At 71.6% G+C, this 14881-nt stretch carries 19 protein-coding genes; 9 read left to right on the top strand and 10 right to left on the bottom strand.

Annotated elements, in window-relative coordinates:
- The first annotated feature begins 129 nt into the window (after positions 1-129).
- Complete coding sequence (locus SM793_RS15375) at positions 130-1707, top strand: PP2C family protein-serine/threonine phosphatase (RefSeq protein WP_320438744.1); 1578 nt, start codon at positions 130-132, stop codon at positions 1705-1707.
- Positions 1708-1823: 116 nt separating this feature from the next.
- Entirely contained in the window at positions 1824-2828 is a 1005-nt protein-coding gene (locus SM793_RS15370; RefSeq protein WP_320438743.1) for a YihY/virulence factor BrkB family protein, read from the top strand.
- A 164-nt stretch (positions 2829-2992) separates the two neighbouring features.
- On the opposite strand, the gene SM793_RS15365 is transcribed toward SM793_RS15370, so the two are convergent.
- A complete protein-coding gene (locus SM793_RS15365; RefSeq protein WP_320438742.1) occupies positions 2993-3163 on the bottom strand; it encodes a hydrophobic protein in 171 nt (56 codons plus the stop codon).
- Positions 3164-3385: 222 nt separating this feature from the next.
- Here SM793_RS15365 and SM793_RS15360 point away from each other — a divergent pair, with 222 nt between their 5' ends.
- Together SM793_RS15360 and SM793_RS15355 are read left to right on the top strand one after the other, a co-directional pair.
- The gene (locus tag SM793_RS15360) at positions 3386-3745 is read left to right on the top strand and encodes a hypothetical protein (RefSeq protein ID WP_320438741.1); all 360 of its coding nucleotides are present in this window, start codon (positions 3386-3388) and stop codon (positions 3743-3745) included.
- Positions 3746-3891: 146 nt separating this feature from the next.
- Positions 3892-4788, top strand: coding sequence for a hypothetical protein (locus SM793_RS15355; protein WP_320438740.1), 897 nt, complete (start codon positions 3892-3894; stop codon positions 4786-4788).
- A gap of 25 nt (positions 4789-4813) precedes the next feature.
- Here SM793_RS15355 and SM793_RS15350 read toward each other — a convergent pair whose 3' ends face one another.
- Complete coding sequence (locus SM793_RS15350) at positions 4814-5296, bottom strand: Rrf2 family transcriptional regulator (protein ID WP_320438739.1); 483 nt, start codon at positions 5294-5296, stop codon at positions 4814-4816.
- Between the two features lie 106 nt (positions 5297-5402).
- Between SM793_RS15350 and SM793_RS15345 the strand changes: the two genes are divergently transcribed.
- From SM793_RS15345 to SM793_RS15335, 3 genes are all read left to right on the top strand, one after another.
- On the top strand, positions 5403-6140 hold the full coding sequence (locus SM793_RS15345; RefSeq protein WP_320438738.1) for an SDR family oxidoreductase: 738 nt from the start codon (positions 5403-5405) through the stop codon (positions 6138-6140).
- A gap of 73 nt (positions 6141-6213) precedes the next feature.
- Positions 6214-6786, top strand: a complete 573-nt coding sequence (locus SM793_RS15340) for a DUF6924 domain-containing protein (RefSeq protein ID WP_320438737.1) — start codon at positions 6214-6216, stop codon at positions 6784-6786.
- Between the two features lie 325 nt (positions 6787-7111).
- The gene (locus SM793_RS15335) at positions 7112-8032 is read left to right on the top strand and encodes a phosphorothioated DNA-binding restriction endonuclease (protein WP_320438736.1); all 921 of its coding nucleotides are present in this window, start codon (positions 7112-7114) and stop codon (positions 8030-8032) included.
- Between the two features lie 452 nt (positions 8033-8484).
- Here the strand turns inward: SM793_RS15335 and SM793_RS15330 are convergent, their stop codons facing one another.
- From SM793_RS15330 to SM793_RS15295, 8 genes are all read right to left on the bottom strand, one after another.
- Positions 8485-8889 (bottom strand): gas vesicle protein K, encoded by a 405-nt coding sequence (locus SM793_RS15330; RefSeq protein ID WP_320438735.1) that lies wholly within the window; start codon positions 8887-8889, stop codon positions 8485-8487.
- On the bottom strand, positions 8886-9122 hold the full coding sequence (locus SM793_RS15325; protein ID WP_320438734.1) for a gas vesicle protein: 237 nt from the start codon (positions 9120-9122) through the stop codon (positions 8886-8888). Before SM793_RS15325 ends, SM793_RS15330 begins: the two co-directional genes overlap by 4 nt.
- Complete coding sequence (locus SM793_RS15320; RefSeq protein WP_320438733.1) at positions 9119-9931, bottom strand: GvpL/GvpF family gas vesicle protein; 813 nt, start codon at positions 9929-9931, stop codon at positions 9119-9121. The genes SM793_RS15325 and SM793_RS15320 overlap by 4 nt, the downstream gene beginning before the upstream one ends.
- Complete coding sequence (locus SM793_RS15315; RefSeq protein ID WP_320438732.1) at positions 9928-10407, bottom strand: gas vesicle protein; 480 nt, start codon at positions 10405-10407, stop codon at positions 9928-9930. Before SM793_RS15315 ends, SM793_RS15320 begins: the two co-directional genes overlap by 4 nt.
- An 84-nt stretch (positions 10408-10491) precedes the next feature.
- Positions 10492-10743, bottom strand: a complete 252-nt coding sequence (locus SM793_RS15310; protein WP_320438731.1) for a gas vesicle protein GvpG — start codon at positions 10741-10743, stop codon at positions 10492-10494.
- Positions 10744-10754: 11 nt separating this feature from the next.
- The gene (locus tag SM793_RS15305) at positions 10755-11468 is read right to left on the bottom strand and encodes a GvpL/GvpF family gas vesicle protein (RefSeq protein ID WP_320438730.1); all 714 of its coding nucleotides are present in this window, start codon (positions 11466-11468) and stop codon (positions 10755-10757) included.
- A gap of 1 nt (position 11469) precedes the next feature.
- Entirely contained in the window at positions 11470-11919 is a 450-nt protein-coding gene (locus SM793_RS15300) for a gas vesicle structural protein GvpA (protein WP_320438729.1), read from the bottom strand.
- Positions 11920-11991: 72 nt separating this feature from the next.
- Entirely contained in the window at positions 11992-12393 is a 402-nt protein-coding gene (locus SM793_RS15295; protein ID WP_320438728.1) for a gas vesicle protein, read from the bottom strand.
- Positions 12394-12921: 528 nt separating this feature from the next.
- Here SM793_RS15295 and SM793_RS15290 point away from each other — a divergent pair.
- Together SM793_RS15290 and SM793_RS15285 are read left to right on the top strand one after the other, a co-directional pair.
- Complete coding sequence (locus SM793_RS15290; protein WP_320438727.1) at positions 12922-13731, top strand: histone protein; 810 nt, start codon at positions 12922-12924, stop codon at positions 13729-13731.
- Between the two features lie 3 nt (positions 13732-13734).
- Positions 13735-14826 (top strand): SRPBCC family protein, encoded by a 1092-nt coding sequence (locus SM793_RS15285; protein WP_320438726.1) that lies wholly within the window; start codon positions 13735-13737, stop codon positions 14824-14826.
- The last annotated feature ends 55 nt before the right edge of the window (positions 14827-14881 follow it).

The following is a 14881-nucleotide window of genomic DNA, read 5'->3' as shown; positions in this document are numbered from 1 at the left end:
CCGGCCCCCCGGCCCCCCGTCGACGCGGAACAGGCGCAGCCCCGTCATTCCTCCCCCGGCAGCCGAGCGACCGCGGTGACAAGTCGGGGTCTGTGCCACAGTCGCCCACGGGCGTGAAATGCTCGGTGCATGAGGTACGTTCAGCGCCCTGGTGCGCCCCGGCGGAGGCCCGCCCCGGCGGCGGAGGCCGACTTCGCGACAGCGGTGGTCCAGCAGGTTCTGGCCGGTCTTCCCGGATCCGCGGCGATGCTGCGGGCCGAGTACGGGCCGCAGGGGGAGGTGACGGACTTCCGCATCGTGGCCGCCTCGCCCGAGACCGTCGACATCGGCGGGCGCCGGGGGCCGGAGCTTGCGGGGCTGAGCGTGCTCGAGACGTATCCGAGCGTGCTCGGCACCCCCATGTGGCAGGGCTATCTCCAGGTACTGGAGACCGGGGCCGCCTGGGAGGGAGAGCTCGAGTACCAGGAGGCCGCCGCCGGTATCCCGCACCTGTCCCGGTACGGCGTGCGGGCGGCGCCTTGCCAGGACGGGCTCATCGTCTCCTGGAAGCGTCTGGACTCCGGCGAACGCGAGCAGCGTCGACTGGCACTCATGCAGCGCCTGGGCCGGATGGGATGGATGGACCGCGACCTCGTCCGCGGCGGGATCACCTGGTCCGAGGAGGTGTACTCGATCTTCGGCCGGGACCGGGCACTGGGCCCGATGACGCTGGAGGAGCTGGCCGCTCACGCCGAGAGCGGGGACCGTGCGGCCCTGGACGATGCCGTGCGGCTTCTGCTGAAAGCCGGCGAGCCGATCGACCACACCTTCCGCATCAGGCTGCCCCAGGGAGAGCCGCGGCATGTGCGGGTAGTCGCCGAGGCCGAACCGGACGCCCACGGTCGCCCGGTCCAGATCCACGGCTTCTTCCAGGACCTCACCGCCGCCAGGCACACCGAACAGCAGCTGCGGCGACACGAGCAGACCGCGCTCGCGCAGCAGAGCCAGCTGGCCGCCGAACGCGAAGTCGCGACCCGCCTCCGGGAGACCTTGCTGCCGGTGCCCGAGCAGGTGCTGCACCTGGCCGGCCTCACCGTGGATGTCGCGTACCAGCCGGTCGAGGAAGGTCTCAGTCTCGGCGGCGACTGGTACAGCGCCATCGAACTGCCCGACGGCAGCGCCCTGCTCGTCGTGGGCGACGTGGCCGGGCACGGACTGGACGCGGTGGCCAGCATGGCGCTGCTGCGCTTCACCGCCAAGGGCATGGCCATCACCGGCACACCTCTGCCCGCCGTCCTCGCCAGACTCAATACGCTGCTGCTGCACACGCCGGAGCGGAACTGCAACACGGCCACCATGATCATGGCCGTCTACCAGCCCGCCACCTCCCGGCTGACGTGGGTCCAGGCGGGACACCTGCCGCCACTTCTCGTCCGCGACGGGGAAGCCCGGTTCCTCCCCACCCCCGCGGGCGTCCTGCTGGGCGCGACCACCGCACCCAGCTACGAGGAGGCCGGGCTCGACCTGCTGCCCGGCGACCACTTGTTCCTCTACACGGACGGCCTGGTCGAGAAGCCCGCCGAGGTCATCGACGAAGGGCTTTCCCGGCTGGCCCGCACCGCCCTGGCCTACGCCGGCGACTCCGGCCGCCTGGACGGGCTCGTGCAGGCGCTGGTCGATCCGCGGACACGCCGCGACGACATCTGCGTCCTGCATGTCAGCTGCTGACCCCTGTGCGCTCGGATGTCGCCGCGGGCGAGGGGGCCCCGTGCCGGGTATCCGCACGGCGGCCGGGCAGACGCCTCCCGACGCATCCCATCGTGCGGACGGCAGGAGGGCCCGACATGAATCCGGTCGAACGCCTGATTCGAGCCGTGGACCGCGCCCAGCAGCGCCGCACCGCCGTGGCGGTGGGGGTCGGCGTGGTCAAGAAGTACGGCGACGACCGGGGCGGCCTGCTCGCCGCCCTGATCACCTACTACGGGTTCGTCGCGCTGATCCCGCTGCTGCTCCTGCTGTCCACCGCGCTCGGCTTCGTCCTGCACGGTCACCCCGGCGCGCAGCGGGCCGTGGTCGACTCCGCGCTCGCCGACTTCCCGATCATCGGCGACCAGCTGAGGCAGAACGTCCACACCGTCCAGGGCAGCGGCCTCGCGCTGGCCGTCGGCATCGCAGGGCTGCTGTACGGCGCGCTGGGGATCGCACAGGTCCTGCAGCACACCATGGCCGAGGTGTGGAACGTGCCGGGGGTGAAGCGCCCCGGCTACTGGCCGCGCCTGGCCCGTAGTCTGGCCCTGTTCGCTGTCCTGGGGGCGGGACTGATCGTGGCCACCGCAGCGGCGAGCCTGATCGCCACCACGCTGGGGGGCGTCGGCGCGCGCATCGGCGCCCTCGTTCTGTCCGCGCTCGTCAACATGGCGCTGTGCCTGGCGTGCTTCCGCACCCTCACCCCCCAGCCGATCGCTCCGCGCGCCCTGCTGCCCGGCTGCGTGGCCGCCGGGCCACTGTTCACGCTGCTGCAGGCCTTCGGCGCGGTCCTGGTCGCCCACGAGCTGCGCCACGCCACCGAGGTCTACGGGTTCTTCGCGACCGTGATCGGCTTGCTGTCCTGGCTCTACCTGGTGGCGCAGGTGACCGTCTTCGCGGCCGAGACGAACGTGGTCCTTGCCAGACGACTCTGGCCGCGCACCCTCGTCCAGCCCCCGCTGACCGAAAGCGATCAAGAGGTCCTGGAATCCATTGCCCGCCAGGAGGAACGCCGGCCCGAGCAGCACATCGACGTCGCATTCGACGACCCCTCCGACGGCTCGGGGGACAAGGACCACGCCGGCCCCCCGGACGACGAGTAGCCCTGGCACCGGCGGCCAGGGCCACTCTCGTCGCTCGTCAGGGGCTCCGGCGCGAGAGCGCCGGAGCCGGGGCCTGCGGCCTGCGGACGCCCGCTACCTTCGGCCGACAGGCATGGTCTTCGGCTCAGCGCCGGAGCGGATGCCCGTCACCAGCGGTACCGGCGTCACCAGCGGTACCAGCGTCCCCGGCTCCCGCCGGCCGTCGTCCCGCGGGCGACGAACCCGAGAAGCCAGACGACGAAGACGGCCAGGGCGATCCACCACAGGACCTTGACGGCGAAACCGACACCGAACAGGAGCAGGGCGAGCAGCAGTACGAGTACGAGGGCAAGCATCGGGACGGACTCCTCACATCAGGGACGATTCGATCGCAGCTCGGGTGCCCCGACTGCGCCGGGCCATGCTTCGAGGGCCGTCGCGTCCGGCGTCCCACCAGAACCGGCCGTCGTATCCCGTCCTTCGGGCGCGAGCCCGGACCGTCGTCCTGTTACGGGCCGTGCCGTTGGGGCAGACGGCTGGTGCCAGGAAGCGGTCGGCGATCCGGGAGGCGATCCGAAGTGCTGTTGCTGTGGCTGAGCGTGCTCGGCGGCTACGGGGTTGGCGCCGTACTGACGGCCCGCGCCGTATTCGAACGCGGAAGGACCGGCTTTCTCGGCACGGCGTCGGGCAGGTCGCTGGCCGAGTTCGAGCGCAAGGAACGTCCGCACATCGAAGCGATCGCGCTGTTCTCGGGCGTGCTGTGGGTGACCGCGGTCCCGTTGCTGCTCCTGAGGCAGTTCGTGGCGCGGGTGGTCCTCGCGCGTCCCGGCCACGGCGGCCGGGACGCGCAGCAGGTCCGTGCCCGCATCGACGAGCTGGAACGCGCTCTCGGCGTCGGCGCGTACGCCGCCGACGACAGCCGCCGTCGTCGGGGGTGATCTCGGTCCTCAGTGAGTCGACTTGTCGGCCATGGGCTGCTGCCGATCGGTTGGGAGCGACGGGGACGGGAAGGCTTCTGCCGGCTGTTGTCCGCTGCCTGCCCGCCGTTGTCCGTTGTCCGCTGTCCGTTCTCAGGAGGGGCGCCATGGGGCGCACGGGTTCACGCTCGACCGCTCAGAAGGGTCATCCGTTCGGTCGCGGGCCCGTCGGCGGACTGGCCGACGTGCTGTGGGACTGGTCGAAGTCCGGCACCCGGCACGCGGTGCGCAATCGGCTGCTGCGGCGGCTGCCCGGGGTCGGCTCCGCCTCGGCGTACCGGTTCGGTCTGGTCCAGCGCCCGCACTACGCGTACGGCGTTCGCCGGGCCACCGAGCTGGCCGCACGACTGGGGCACCGGGGCGTCACGGTGGTGGAGTTCGGGGTGGCCGGCGGCAACGGACTGCTGGCCCTGGCCGAGCACGCCCGGTACTACGCCGGTGCCACCGGTGTGGCGGTGCGGGTCGTCGGCTTCGACGGCGGGGTGGGCATGCCCGCGGCCAAGGACCCCCGAGACCTGCCCTACCTGTTCGGCCCCGGCTTCTACGCCATGGACCACGACCGGCTGCGGGCCCGGCTGGGCGAGGCCGAGCTGGTGATCGGGGACATCGCCCGGACGCTGCCCGAATACCTCGACACCCACGCGGACCTGCTGCGCGATCACCCGGTCGGCTTCGTCTCCCTCGACCTGGACTACTACTCCTCGACCGCCACCGCCCTGGACCTCTTCCGCCGCCCCGCGCACGAACACCTGCTGCCGCGGGTCACCTGCTACCTCGACGACCTGCCGGGCACCATCGAACAGATCGGCGAAGCCGCCGCCGTCACCGACTTCAACGCGGCCCACCCCGACCGGCCGATCGGCCGCGTCCTGGGCCTGCGGGCGTTCACACCCCTCGACCCGCCGTGGGCCGACCAGATCTACGTCCACCACCGTCTGGAGCACCCGGACTACGCACGCCTGGAAGTCGGCGCCACCGGGGACCAGCTCCCCCTGGACCGCTGACGGCGCTGACGGCCTCCCCTCCCCATCAGTCGGGATCGCGGGCCAGCCAGGCCCCGACGGTCGGCAGGGCCTCGGGGCCGCTGTCCGTCTCCACGGAGGCGGCGAGGTCGGCGATCGTGACGGCGGCCAGTGACGCGCGCCAGGCCGCGTCGGCGGCGCCCATCACCCGGGCGATGGGGCACGGCCCGGTGCACTGCTCCGGCGGGGTGCCCAGCGGGCCGCGTTGGCGGATCTCGGTGCAGACGAAGGCGGGGTTCGCCCCGTCGACCGCCTGCACCACGTCGAGCACGGATATCTCGGCGGGCTTCCTGGTGAGGACGTAGCCGCCGGTCTTGCCCTGCACCGAGTGCACCAGCCCGGCGCGGGACAGCGCCTGCAACTGCTTGGCCAGGTAGCTGGGCGACACGTCGTGCAGGGTGGCCAGCCGGGCGGCCGGCACCGGATCCGCGGCCGTGGTCAGCACCACGCAGCAGTGCAGCGCCCACTCCACGCCACCCGACAGCTTCATTCCGCCTCCACTTGACTCGGACAAAGGATATCCGAGTAGAATCTCGGACAGAAGATGTCCGAGTTTGAGCCCGCGCCCCCGCCCGGCTCACGAAGGAAGGCACCCCATGAAGATCACCGTCATCGGCACCGGCCTGATCGGATCCCAGCTCGCCGCCGAGCTGGCCACCCGGGGCCACGAGGTGACCACCGCCTCGCTCTCCTCCGGCGTCGACCTGCTGACCGGAGCCGGCCTCGACCAGGCGCTCGCCGGCGCGGACACGGCCGTCAACGTCACCAACTCGCCCACCTTCGACGACCAGTCGATCGCGTTCTTCCGCACCACGGTGGGCAACCTGCTGGCCGCCGGTGAGCGGGCCGGCGTGCGCCACCAGGTCGCGCTCTCCATCGTCGGCGTCGACCAGGTCCCCGCGCTGGACTACTACCGCGCCAAGTCGCTCCAGGAGGAACTCCTGCGCGGCGGCCCGACGCCCTGCTCGATCGTGCGCGCCACCCAGTTCTTCGAGTTCATGGAACCGACCATCTCCTGGACCTCGGACGAGAGTGCCGTGCGCCTGCCCGCGACGCCGATCCAGCCGATCGCCAGCGCCGACGTCGTCACCGCGCTCGCCGAGGTGGCCACCGGTGCGCCGCTCGACGGAATCCTGGACGTCGCCGGCCCCGACCGGTTCACACTCGACGAGATCGGCCGCCTCACGCTGGCCGCCCGCGGGGACCGGCGCCCCGTCCTCGTCGACGACCGGGCCGGCCTGTTCGCCGCCGTCCCCGGCGACGCCCTCACCCCGGGCCCCGGCGCCCGCCTGGCCGCCACCCACTACCAGGACTGGCTCGCGACGGCCCACTGACCGCCGACCACCCCCCGGCCGACGGATCCGCCCCGCAGGCGGGTGCGCACACGACAGACCCGGTTGTCTGCCGTTGTTCGACAGCGGTCTCGGCGAGAACGGCGTCGGTGGGCTGCCGGTCGTCCAGGGTGTGCGGGGCGCGGCCGGCGCGGTGGACGGATTGGACCAGCGGGCTGCAGCCGAGCCGGCGGAGGCGATCGGGAGCAGTCCGGTTCCCTCGCGGTACGGTCGTCATGTGAATCAACTTCCCTCCAGTTCGGCCACGTTGGTGGTGCGTACCGACTTCTCCGGCCCCGCTTCGTGGGAGCGCCTGCGCAAGGTCCTGGCCACCCCGAACGAGTCCGGCTTCCTTCCCGACGTCGCGCTTGTGGACGATCCCCGCTTCGCGGGTGCGACCTGTGCCGAGGCGAGGAACCTGCTGCCGGGCGACTACCGGCACCCGCTGCTCGTCCTGGCGGACACGGTGGCGCTCGGCTCGGCCGAGCTGCCGGTCGTCGTCGTGGACCTGTGGGGTGAGCCGGGGCGCTTCATCCGGGTTGTCGCCGCGGAGCTCTGGGGGATCGAGAACAACCTGTCGATCGCGAACATGGCCTTCGACGATTTCGCCCGCGCCGTCGACCAGGACGGGGTGTTCAGAACCTTCTGAGCCGGACCGGCCGGCCTCGCCGAGCGCTGTCTCGCTCAGCTTGAGTAGGGCTGCTTGCCACGCTGATCAAGCAGCACCGCGAACTCCACGATCGCGTTTGGCACGCGGCTTGGTGTGAGCCGGCCGCGAGTTTTGGCGCAGCCAGGCCGGCGGGCTGGACTCGCGGGCCCGTAGCCCACTCCGGCCGATCGCCGCGAAGCGCCAGGAAGGTGGTGGCTCGCCGCACGCTTGATCCGAACCGCCCGTTGCACAGGTGGGAGGTTCCCGTCGCGACGGAACCCCTCAGCTGAGGCAGTGTCGGTGCTGCGGAATACGCTGGGCGGCCATGGACTGGCTGGAGCGGGTGGCGAAGCTGAGACGGTGGACGAACAACGATGTTCGGGCGCCGCACAAACCGTTGCTGCTGCTGTACGCGCTGGGCAGCTTCCAGCGCGATGCCGACGGCGAACTGCGGTACAGCGCCGTCGAGCAGGAGCTGAAGCGGCTGCTCGAGGAGTACGGGCCGTCCCATTCGACCACCCCCGCGTACCCGTTCCATCATCTGGTCAGTGACGGCGTCTGGGAGGTCAGGACCGACCAGGGGCCCGGGAGCCCGGGAAGTGGCGTGCGGGTCCTGCGCTCCAGTGGCGCGACCGGGAGGCTCGCGCCCGAGCTGCGGGCAGCTCTGCGGAAGGAGCCGGCGCTCCTGGGCCGTCTGGCACGGGTGCTCCTGGACTTCCACTTCCCGCCGTCACTGCACGCCGACCTGTGCGAAGCCGTCGGCCTCGATCTGGACCCGGCCGAGGCCGCGGAGGTGACCGGCGGCCCGGGCGGGACGGGGCGGGCGGCGCGACGGCAGCGGGACCGGCGGATGCGCGAACTCGTCCTGACCGCGTATGAGTTCCAGTGCGCCTTCTGCGGCTACGACGGGATGCTGGGAGCGAGCACGGTCGGCCTGGAGGCGGCGCACGTGCGCTGGTGGTCGTACGACGGGCCGGACGAGGTCGACAACGGCCTGTGCCTGTGCTCGCTGCACCACAAGCTCTTCGACAAGGGCGTCCTGGGCCTGGGGGAGGGCCGCCGCATACTCGTCTCGCGGCGCTTCGTCGGCCGCAGCGAGGCCAGCAGGCAGCACGTGCTCGCCCTGGCCGGACGGCCGGTCATCGGGCCGCAAACGGGGGTTCCTCCGGTCGCCGGCCGGCACCGGCAGTGGCACGCCGAACAGGTCTTCCGAGGTGAGGCCCGGGAGTTCCTGACCCCGGCGTAGGCGGGCTGACAGCGGCCGCCCGACTCCGTCTCCAGTGGCCCGTTCCCGACCGTTCAGACTGGACGGCACCGGGTGCTCCGCCCGGAATCGGTGAGTGGTCATCGGCCGTGGGTGGCTCTGCTCCATCGCGATCCGGCCCACCTGCTGCCCGGTGACCAGCTCCCGCAGCTTGGCGCGCGTCTCCGGGGCCGTCGGGGCCGGCGAGGGCGAGCGGGTGGACGGCTACCGGCTCGGGTCGGGGTCCGTCGTTCACCGGGCCCTGCCCGAGGACTGCGTCTGCGCGGCGGCGGGTGGGCCGACGTGCACGGCGCCGAGGAACCGGGCCGGGATCCGGTCGGGACTGCGGACGACCGGGTCCGGGTCGGTGACGGCGAGCGCCGCGGCCCGTAGGAGGTGCAGGGGTGTCAGCGAGGACAGGCCGACACGCCAGCGGCGGCCCGGCGCACCGGTGACTAGTCGGCGGGCGGTAGCAGGCTGCCCAAGGGCCCCAGATCCAGGTTGAGATCCTGCATGGTCAGGCCGTAGCGCGAGCAGAGTTCGCCCATGCGGTCGTGAAGGGCCATCAGCGTCGCGCCGAGCGCCTCCTCCTGTTCCTCGGTGAGGTCACCGGCGTCGACGCGGTGGATGGCCTGGCGCTCCATGAGTTGACGCAGCAGTTCGACGATGGTGAGGACGAGCTTCATCAAGTCCCGCTCGACCGTCTCCGGGTTGGTGGAGAGCTTGTGCGGCCGCCCCGGTGCTGTGCCGGGCGCTCGGTGCTGACTCTGCGAGGTCGCGGGCAGCAGGCGGAAGGCCCGGGCGGCCGCTTCGGCGACCTCGTCGAACCGGTCGGGGGGCCGGCGTGCGTCACCGGTCATGGCGGTTCCCTGCCCGGTGGAATGCCGAGCATGTGAGAGGAGGGATTCTGTTCGCTGACGGAGAGGATGAGCGCCCGCAGGGAGATCCGGACGAGATCGATGTCCGCGATGGACAGGACGAGGTCGCCGGTGAGGACCACACCGCCGCTGAGCAGCCGGTCCAGCAGGTCGATGAGAGCGGCCTGGCGTTGCGGCGCGGGCGCGCCGGACGGTGTGCCGGGGGGTCCGTTCATGGTGCGCTCTCCCCGGCCGGGCCCCGGTCGGCGAAGGAGTAGGGAGCCCATGGCCCGGTGACGACGACGCGCACACCGGTCAGGCTGTCGGTCGAGTTCAGTACGTCGGCCCGGAACGCCTCGGCGTGGTCCAGCGGCACGAGGTAGGCGTCGTTCATGACGTTCACGCCCGGTTCGACCGCCAGCTCGCCCTGCTGGACCCGGTGCCGGGCACGGCCGGCGGCGTGCTCGCGGGCCGCTGCCCCGATCCGCTCGGCCGCTTCCTCGGCGGCGCGGAAGGCGTCGTGCTGCGACTCCTGCTCGGCCCGGCGCCGGTGCAGGTACGCGCGTCCGGGGCTGAGGTCCGGCGCTCGGTCCGGCGCTCGGGACGGCGCCGCCTGCGCGCCGGCCGGGGCCTCGATGTACAGCTTGACTCCCCACTCCACGTGCTCGGCCAGGCGGGTCAACTGCTCCAGGAAGGCGCGTTGCCCGTCGTCGAGCACGCTCCGTACCCGGTCGTCGTCGAGGTACACCGTTGCCAGGCGCAGCGGGAGAACGGTGGTGCACCCGGCGATGGCCTCGATCACGCCGTGGTGGGAGCGGGCGAGTGCTTCGAGCCACTGGAGGTCCTCCAGGTGGGCGGCGAGCGCGGCCTGGTCGAAGTCCTCTCCCGGCACGGGGCTCACGGTGGCCACGGCCTCCCCGCCGCGGCTCGGGCGCACGAGGTGCACCGGCGCGCCGACGACTCCGGTGAGGCTGTCCACGGCTCTCCGCAGGTCGGGCGCGTCCTGTGCCACGGCGTAGGTGTAGGCCAGTGACCGGGCGGTCATGCTTCACCCCGCCGCGTGGCGGACCGGGTCGCGGGCTCCGCTCGCTTCGGGCGGGCCGGACGGCGGGGGGCCGCGGCCTTCTCCGCCGTGCCTTCGGTGGGCGGCAGCCCGGCGGGGTCGGCGCGCAGGGCACTGAGCTGTTCGCGCAGGCGCCGGTTCTCCTCGATCTGCTCCCGCAGCAGCCGGTTCTCCTCCTCCAGCGACCGGGCGCCGCCCGCTCGGGAGGAGAGCGAGGGATCGTGTTCCCACCAGTCGATACCCATCTCCTTCGCCTTGTCCACCGAGGCGATCAGCAGGCGGAGCTTGATCGTGAGCAGTTCGATGTCCAGGAGGTTGATCTGGATGTCGCCGGCGATGACGATGCCCTTGTCGAGGACGCGTTCCAGGATGTCGGCGAGGCTGGCGGAGGACTGGCCGTAGGGCGGCGCGGATCTGGAGGGCAGGGGGCCGAGGCGGTTGGCGATGGGGTCTGTCACGGCTCGACCTCGTTTCGCTGGCGGGTGCGGCGGGTGCGGCGGGTGCGGCGGGTGCGGCGGGTGCGGCGGGTGCGGCGGGGGTGCTTACGGGGCGCCGCGTCGCCGGTGGGCGCTGATCTCGTCGAGCCGGTCGAGAAGTTCGTCCTCGCGGCGGTCGAAGGTCTCGCCGTCGATGTCTCCGGCCAGGAGCGCCTTTTCGAGTTCGGCGAGTTCGCGCTCGACCGGCGCGGGATCGTAGTACTCGTCCTCCGCTGCCTCGACCACACGCTCCAGCACCCACACGGTGGCGCGCACCGGTGCGAGCGGCAGGGTGATGATCTGGGTGAGCAGTCCCACGGGGTGCCTCCCTAGACGAAGCTGTAGGGCGGCAGCGGACCGTGGAGGCGGAAGTCGAACTCCTGGCCCAGTTCGTGGGTGAGGCCCTTCTCCGCGGCGAGGAAGACCTGCCGGTGTTCGTCGTCCACGAGGAAGGAGATGTTCAGGAAGTCGTCGCCGGTCGGCTCGGAGATCCGTTCCTGCCGGGTGTGGGGGCGCAGTGCCTCGACGACGCCGGAGGCCAGGGCCTGGTGGCGGGCCAGGACTTCGTGGGCGACGAGTTCGCCCAGGGCAAGCGGCAGGTCCGGCCTGGTGCTGCCGGCCCTGATCTCGTCGTTGAGCTGTCTGGCCTCGGGTGTCTCCTGAAGGATCCGGCGCAGCAGCACCTCCTCCTCGACCGCCCCCTTGAGGTGGTATTCGGCGCACCCCTCCAGTGCCGTCAGGCGCTGGGTGTATTCCTCCCGGCGCTCCGTGAGCACGGCGCGGACGGCGTCGTCGTCGGGCGCGGTGAAGCCGAAGCGCAGAGGCAGGACGGGGCCGGTGCCCATGAGGCGCTCCTGGACGGCCTGGTGGGCCACGAGGTCGCGCCGCTTGGGCCGGAGTCCTTCGGGGGCGTCGCTGACCACTGCGCACAGCGGTCCCGCGCACACGGTACGCAGCTCCGCGGGGGCTTCGCCCACCCCGGTCAGGCCGCCGAGGTCGGGGGAGTGCGGCGCCGCGGTGATCGAGTAGACGTAGACGGCCACGTCATTCCTCCCGTCGCCTGGTGGGCCGTCGAGTGGGTCGGGCCCGTTTCGGCTCGGCCTCCTCTTCCTCCTTGTCGTTCTTGTCGTCCTTGTCGCGTCCGAGGTGGAGGGAGTCGGTGACGGCCTCGACGGCGCCGGTGAGCGCGCCCTTGCTCTTGCCGTGCGCCCCGCCCTCGGTCACCTCGCCGACGATGTCGGTGAGCTGCGCCGGCGCCTTGCGCCCGGATTCCAGGTCCAGGCGGTTGCACGCTTCGGCGAACCGGAGATAGGTGTCCACGCTGGCGACGACGATCCGGATATCGATCTTGAGGATCTCGATCCCGACCAGTGACACCCGGACGAAGACGTCGATGACCAGTCCACGGTCCAGGATCAGTTCGAGGACGTCGTAGAGGTTCCCGGTGTTCCCGCTGCGGGACACGCCGGCTGTGCTCTGCGGCACCACAGTCACGGTGCCTCCCTTCGCCGGTCCGCCGTTGCGGAGGAGAGCGGTCGGCTCCGCTTCGAAGCGGCGGGGTGTGTATCAGGGACGGGGGTCGATCTGTCCACGGGTGTATCGGCGGATCCGCTCGTACGCCACCAGCTCGCCCTCCTCGTCGAGTGACACCCGGTAGCTGGCCATCACGCTGGTCGTCTCGGGGATGCGTTCCAGTTCCACCACCTCGACGTCGGCTCGCCACCCGTCCTCGGTGGGCTTGAGTGCCGAGACCGACTCGGGCACCCGGCCCAGGAGTTGGGCGAGCTGCTCGGCGGCGTAGCTCATGGCCTGCGGAGCCGAGACACGGCGGGAGCGCCGCCTCGCCGCGCCGGCCGCGCCGGCCTCGCCCGCCGCCCGGCGGCCGGTGGAGCCGGTGCGGGCCGAGGGCGGATCCGCGTGGGCGGGTCGACGCTCCCGGACGCCGTCCTCTCGCTTCTCTGGGGCCATCTTCCTTCTCCGGAATCGGAGGTGACGTACCAGGCTGAGTGGATTTAGGGCTTATTTCATGATAGACGGCAATTCTCTGCTGAGTGGCATGGTCGGCGCCCCCGGCAGAGCTGCGAGGCGATGCATTCGGTCCGGCCCCACAGGGCTGTTGGCGGCCCGGCCCCGGCAACCCGCCGTCCTGTGGCGGCCGGGGAAGTCCGGATGGGCGCGGTGGCCACCTGGCGCGCAGTTTCATGTCTGGCCAGACTGGACATACGGAGTGCTGGTACGAACATCGGGCCGGGACTCCTGGTCGCAGTGGGCCGGCAGATGGGCGGGCATCGCGCAGGTGCCGTACGAGCGGACCCCGCCCGCGTCCCGGTTCCGTCGATCGCGGTCGTGGCCTGCGGCAGACGTCGCCCCCACGCTGTGCGCTCGATTCCGCCCGCCTCGGGCGGCAGGAGATCCTGACGAGGGCGCCGCGGTCATCGACAGGCCGCCCGCGTCGCCGGGCCACGCGGTCAGGGCGGGCGCCGGAAGGGATGACCCATGAAGGACACCACCAAAGCGGCTCTGGCGGCGGCGGTCGCCGGGGGGTACGTACTGGGCCGCGCGAAGAAGGGGCGGCTCGCATTCGCCGCCGCGACGTACCTCGCGGGCAGGCGGTTCGGGCTGGATCCGCGTCGGCTCGCCACCGAGGGGCTGCGGCGGCTCAGCGATGTGCCGCAGGTCGCCGAGCTGAACGAGCAGGTCCGGGGCGAGCTCCTCGACGCCGGCAAGCGTGCGGTGGCCGCCGCGGCAGACCGGCGGATCGGCGAGTTCGCGGACACCCTGCGGGAGCGCACCCTGAGCGTCGGCAAGCCGAAGAAGGCCGAACCGGAAGAGGAGGAGGACGAGGAGCCGTACGACGAGGAGGAACCGGAGGAGGCGTACGAGGAGGGGGAGCCGGAGGGAGAAGAGGACGACGGAGAAGGGGGTGAAGAGGCCGAAGAGGCCGAAGCCGAGGAGACACCGCACCGCGAGCGCGCACCGCGGCGCCGCCGGACTGCCGCCGCCACCGACGAACAACCGAGCCCCCGCGCGGCACCCAAGGTCGCGTCGAGGTCCTCCGCCACGCGTAAGCCTGCCAAGAAGTCCGCGGCTCCGGCGAAGAAGACCGCCCCGGCTGCGAAGAAGTCCCCCTCGAGGACGGCCCCGCCTGCCAAGCGGTCGTCGACCCGCTCGACCCCGTCGAAGGCCACCGCCACCAAGAACCCGGGCAGGACGGCGGCCGCGCCCGCGAAGAAGTCCGCAGCGAAGAAGACCGCGGCCGAGAAGACGGCCGCCTCGTCCTCCAAGCGGCCCACCCGGCGGAGGTAGGTCATGGCCAGGACGGAAGAGAAGCCCCCCGAGGTGTCAGGTGTCGATCGGCTCAAGGAGGAAGCCGCCCACTACCTGGGTGCCCAGGCGGAGCACCTGATCGGGAAGGCCGGCGACAAGGTGGCCGACATCACCGGTCAGCTGGGCGAAGTGGCGGAGAACGGCGGCGTGTTGCCCAAGGTGGGCACCCGGGTCCTGCAGGGCGACTCACCGGCCGCGGCGTTCCTCGGTGAGAAGGCGAGGAGTATCAAGGACGACGTCGTCGGCAAGGTCAAGGGAGCCTTCGGTGGGGGGAAGGCCGGCCGAAAGGCCGGCAAGAAGGTCATGAACATCGTCGAGACACTCGACGTCGGCGTGCCCGTACGAACCGCGTACGACCACTGGACCCAGTACGAGGACTTCAGCGGCTTCGCCAAGGGTGTACAGGACGTCTCGCAGGGCGACGAGGTGACCACCGACTGGAAGGTCAAGGTCGGACCGTCGAAGCGCAGCTTCAAGGCGACGGTCCAGGAGCAGATCCCGGACGAGCGAATCGTGTGGTCCTCGTCGGGTGCCAAGGGCAGCACCCGCGGGGCCGTGAGCTTCCACGAGATCACTCCGACCCTGACGCGCATAGTGCTGGTCGTCGAGTACTACCCCTCGGGCCTGTTCGAGAAGACCGGGAACATCTGGCGTGCCCAGGGCCGCCGACTGCGGCTGGACTTCAAGAACTTCCAGCGGCACGTCTCCCTCGCCAACGACGAGGCCGAGGGGTGGCGCGGTGAGATCCGCGACGGCGAGGTGGTCCGCACCCACGACGAAGCCGTGGAGGAGGAACAGGCGGCCGGGAACGAGTACGAGGAGCCCGAGGGCGAGGGCTACGAGGACGAGGAACCGGAGGAGGGCGAGGAGTACGACGGCGCGGAGGACGAGGACGAGGACGAGGACGAGGACGAGGCGTACGACGAGGAGGAGCCCGAGGAGGAGTACGAAGACGACGCCGGAGCCGACGACGAGGAGAGCGAGGACGAGTACGCGGACGAGCCCGAGGACGAATACGCGGACGAGGACGAGGACGAGTACGACGAGGAGGAACGCGGCCGGCCGACGCGATGAATCCGAATGAACGGCGTCGAATCGGGCAGTCGCAGGGTGACTCACCGACCCGGAC

This window comes from Kitasatospora purpeofusca (genome assembly GCF_034043715.1).
GTDB classification, from domain to species: Bacteria; Actinomycetota; Actinomycetes; order Streptomycetales; family Streptomycetaceae; genus Kitasatospora; species Kitasatospora purpeofusca_A.
This window is presented reverse-complemented; position numbering and strand designations above follow the sequence as displayed.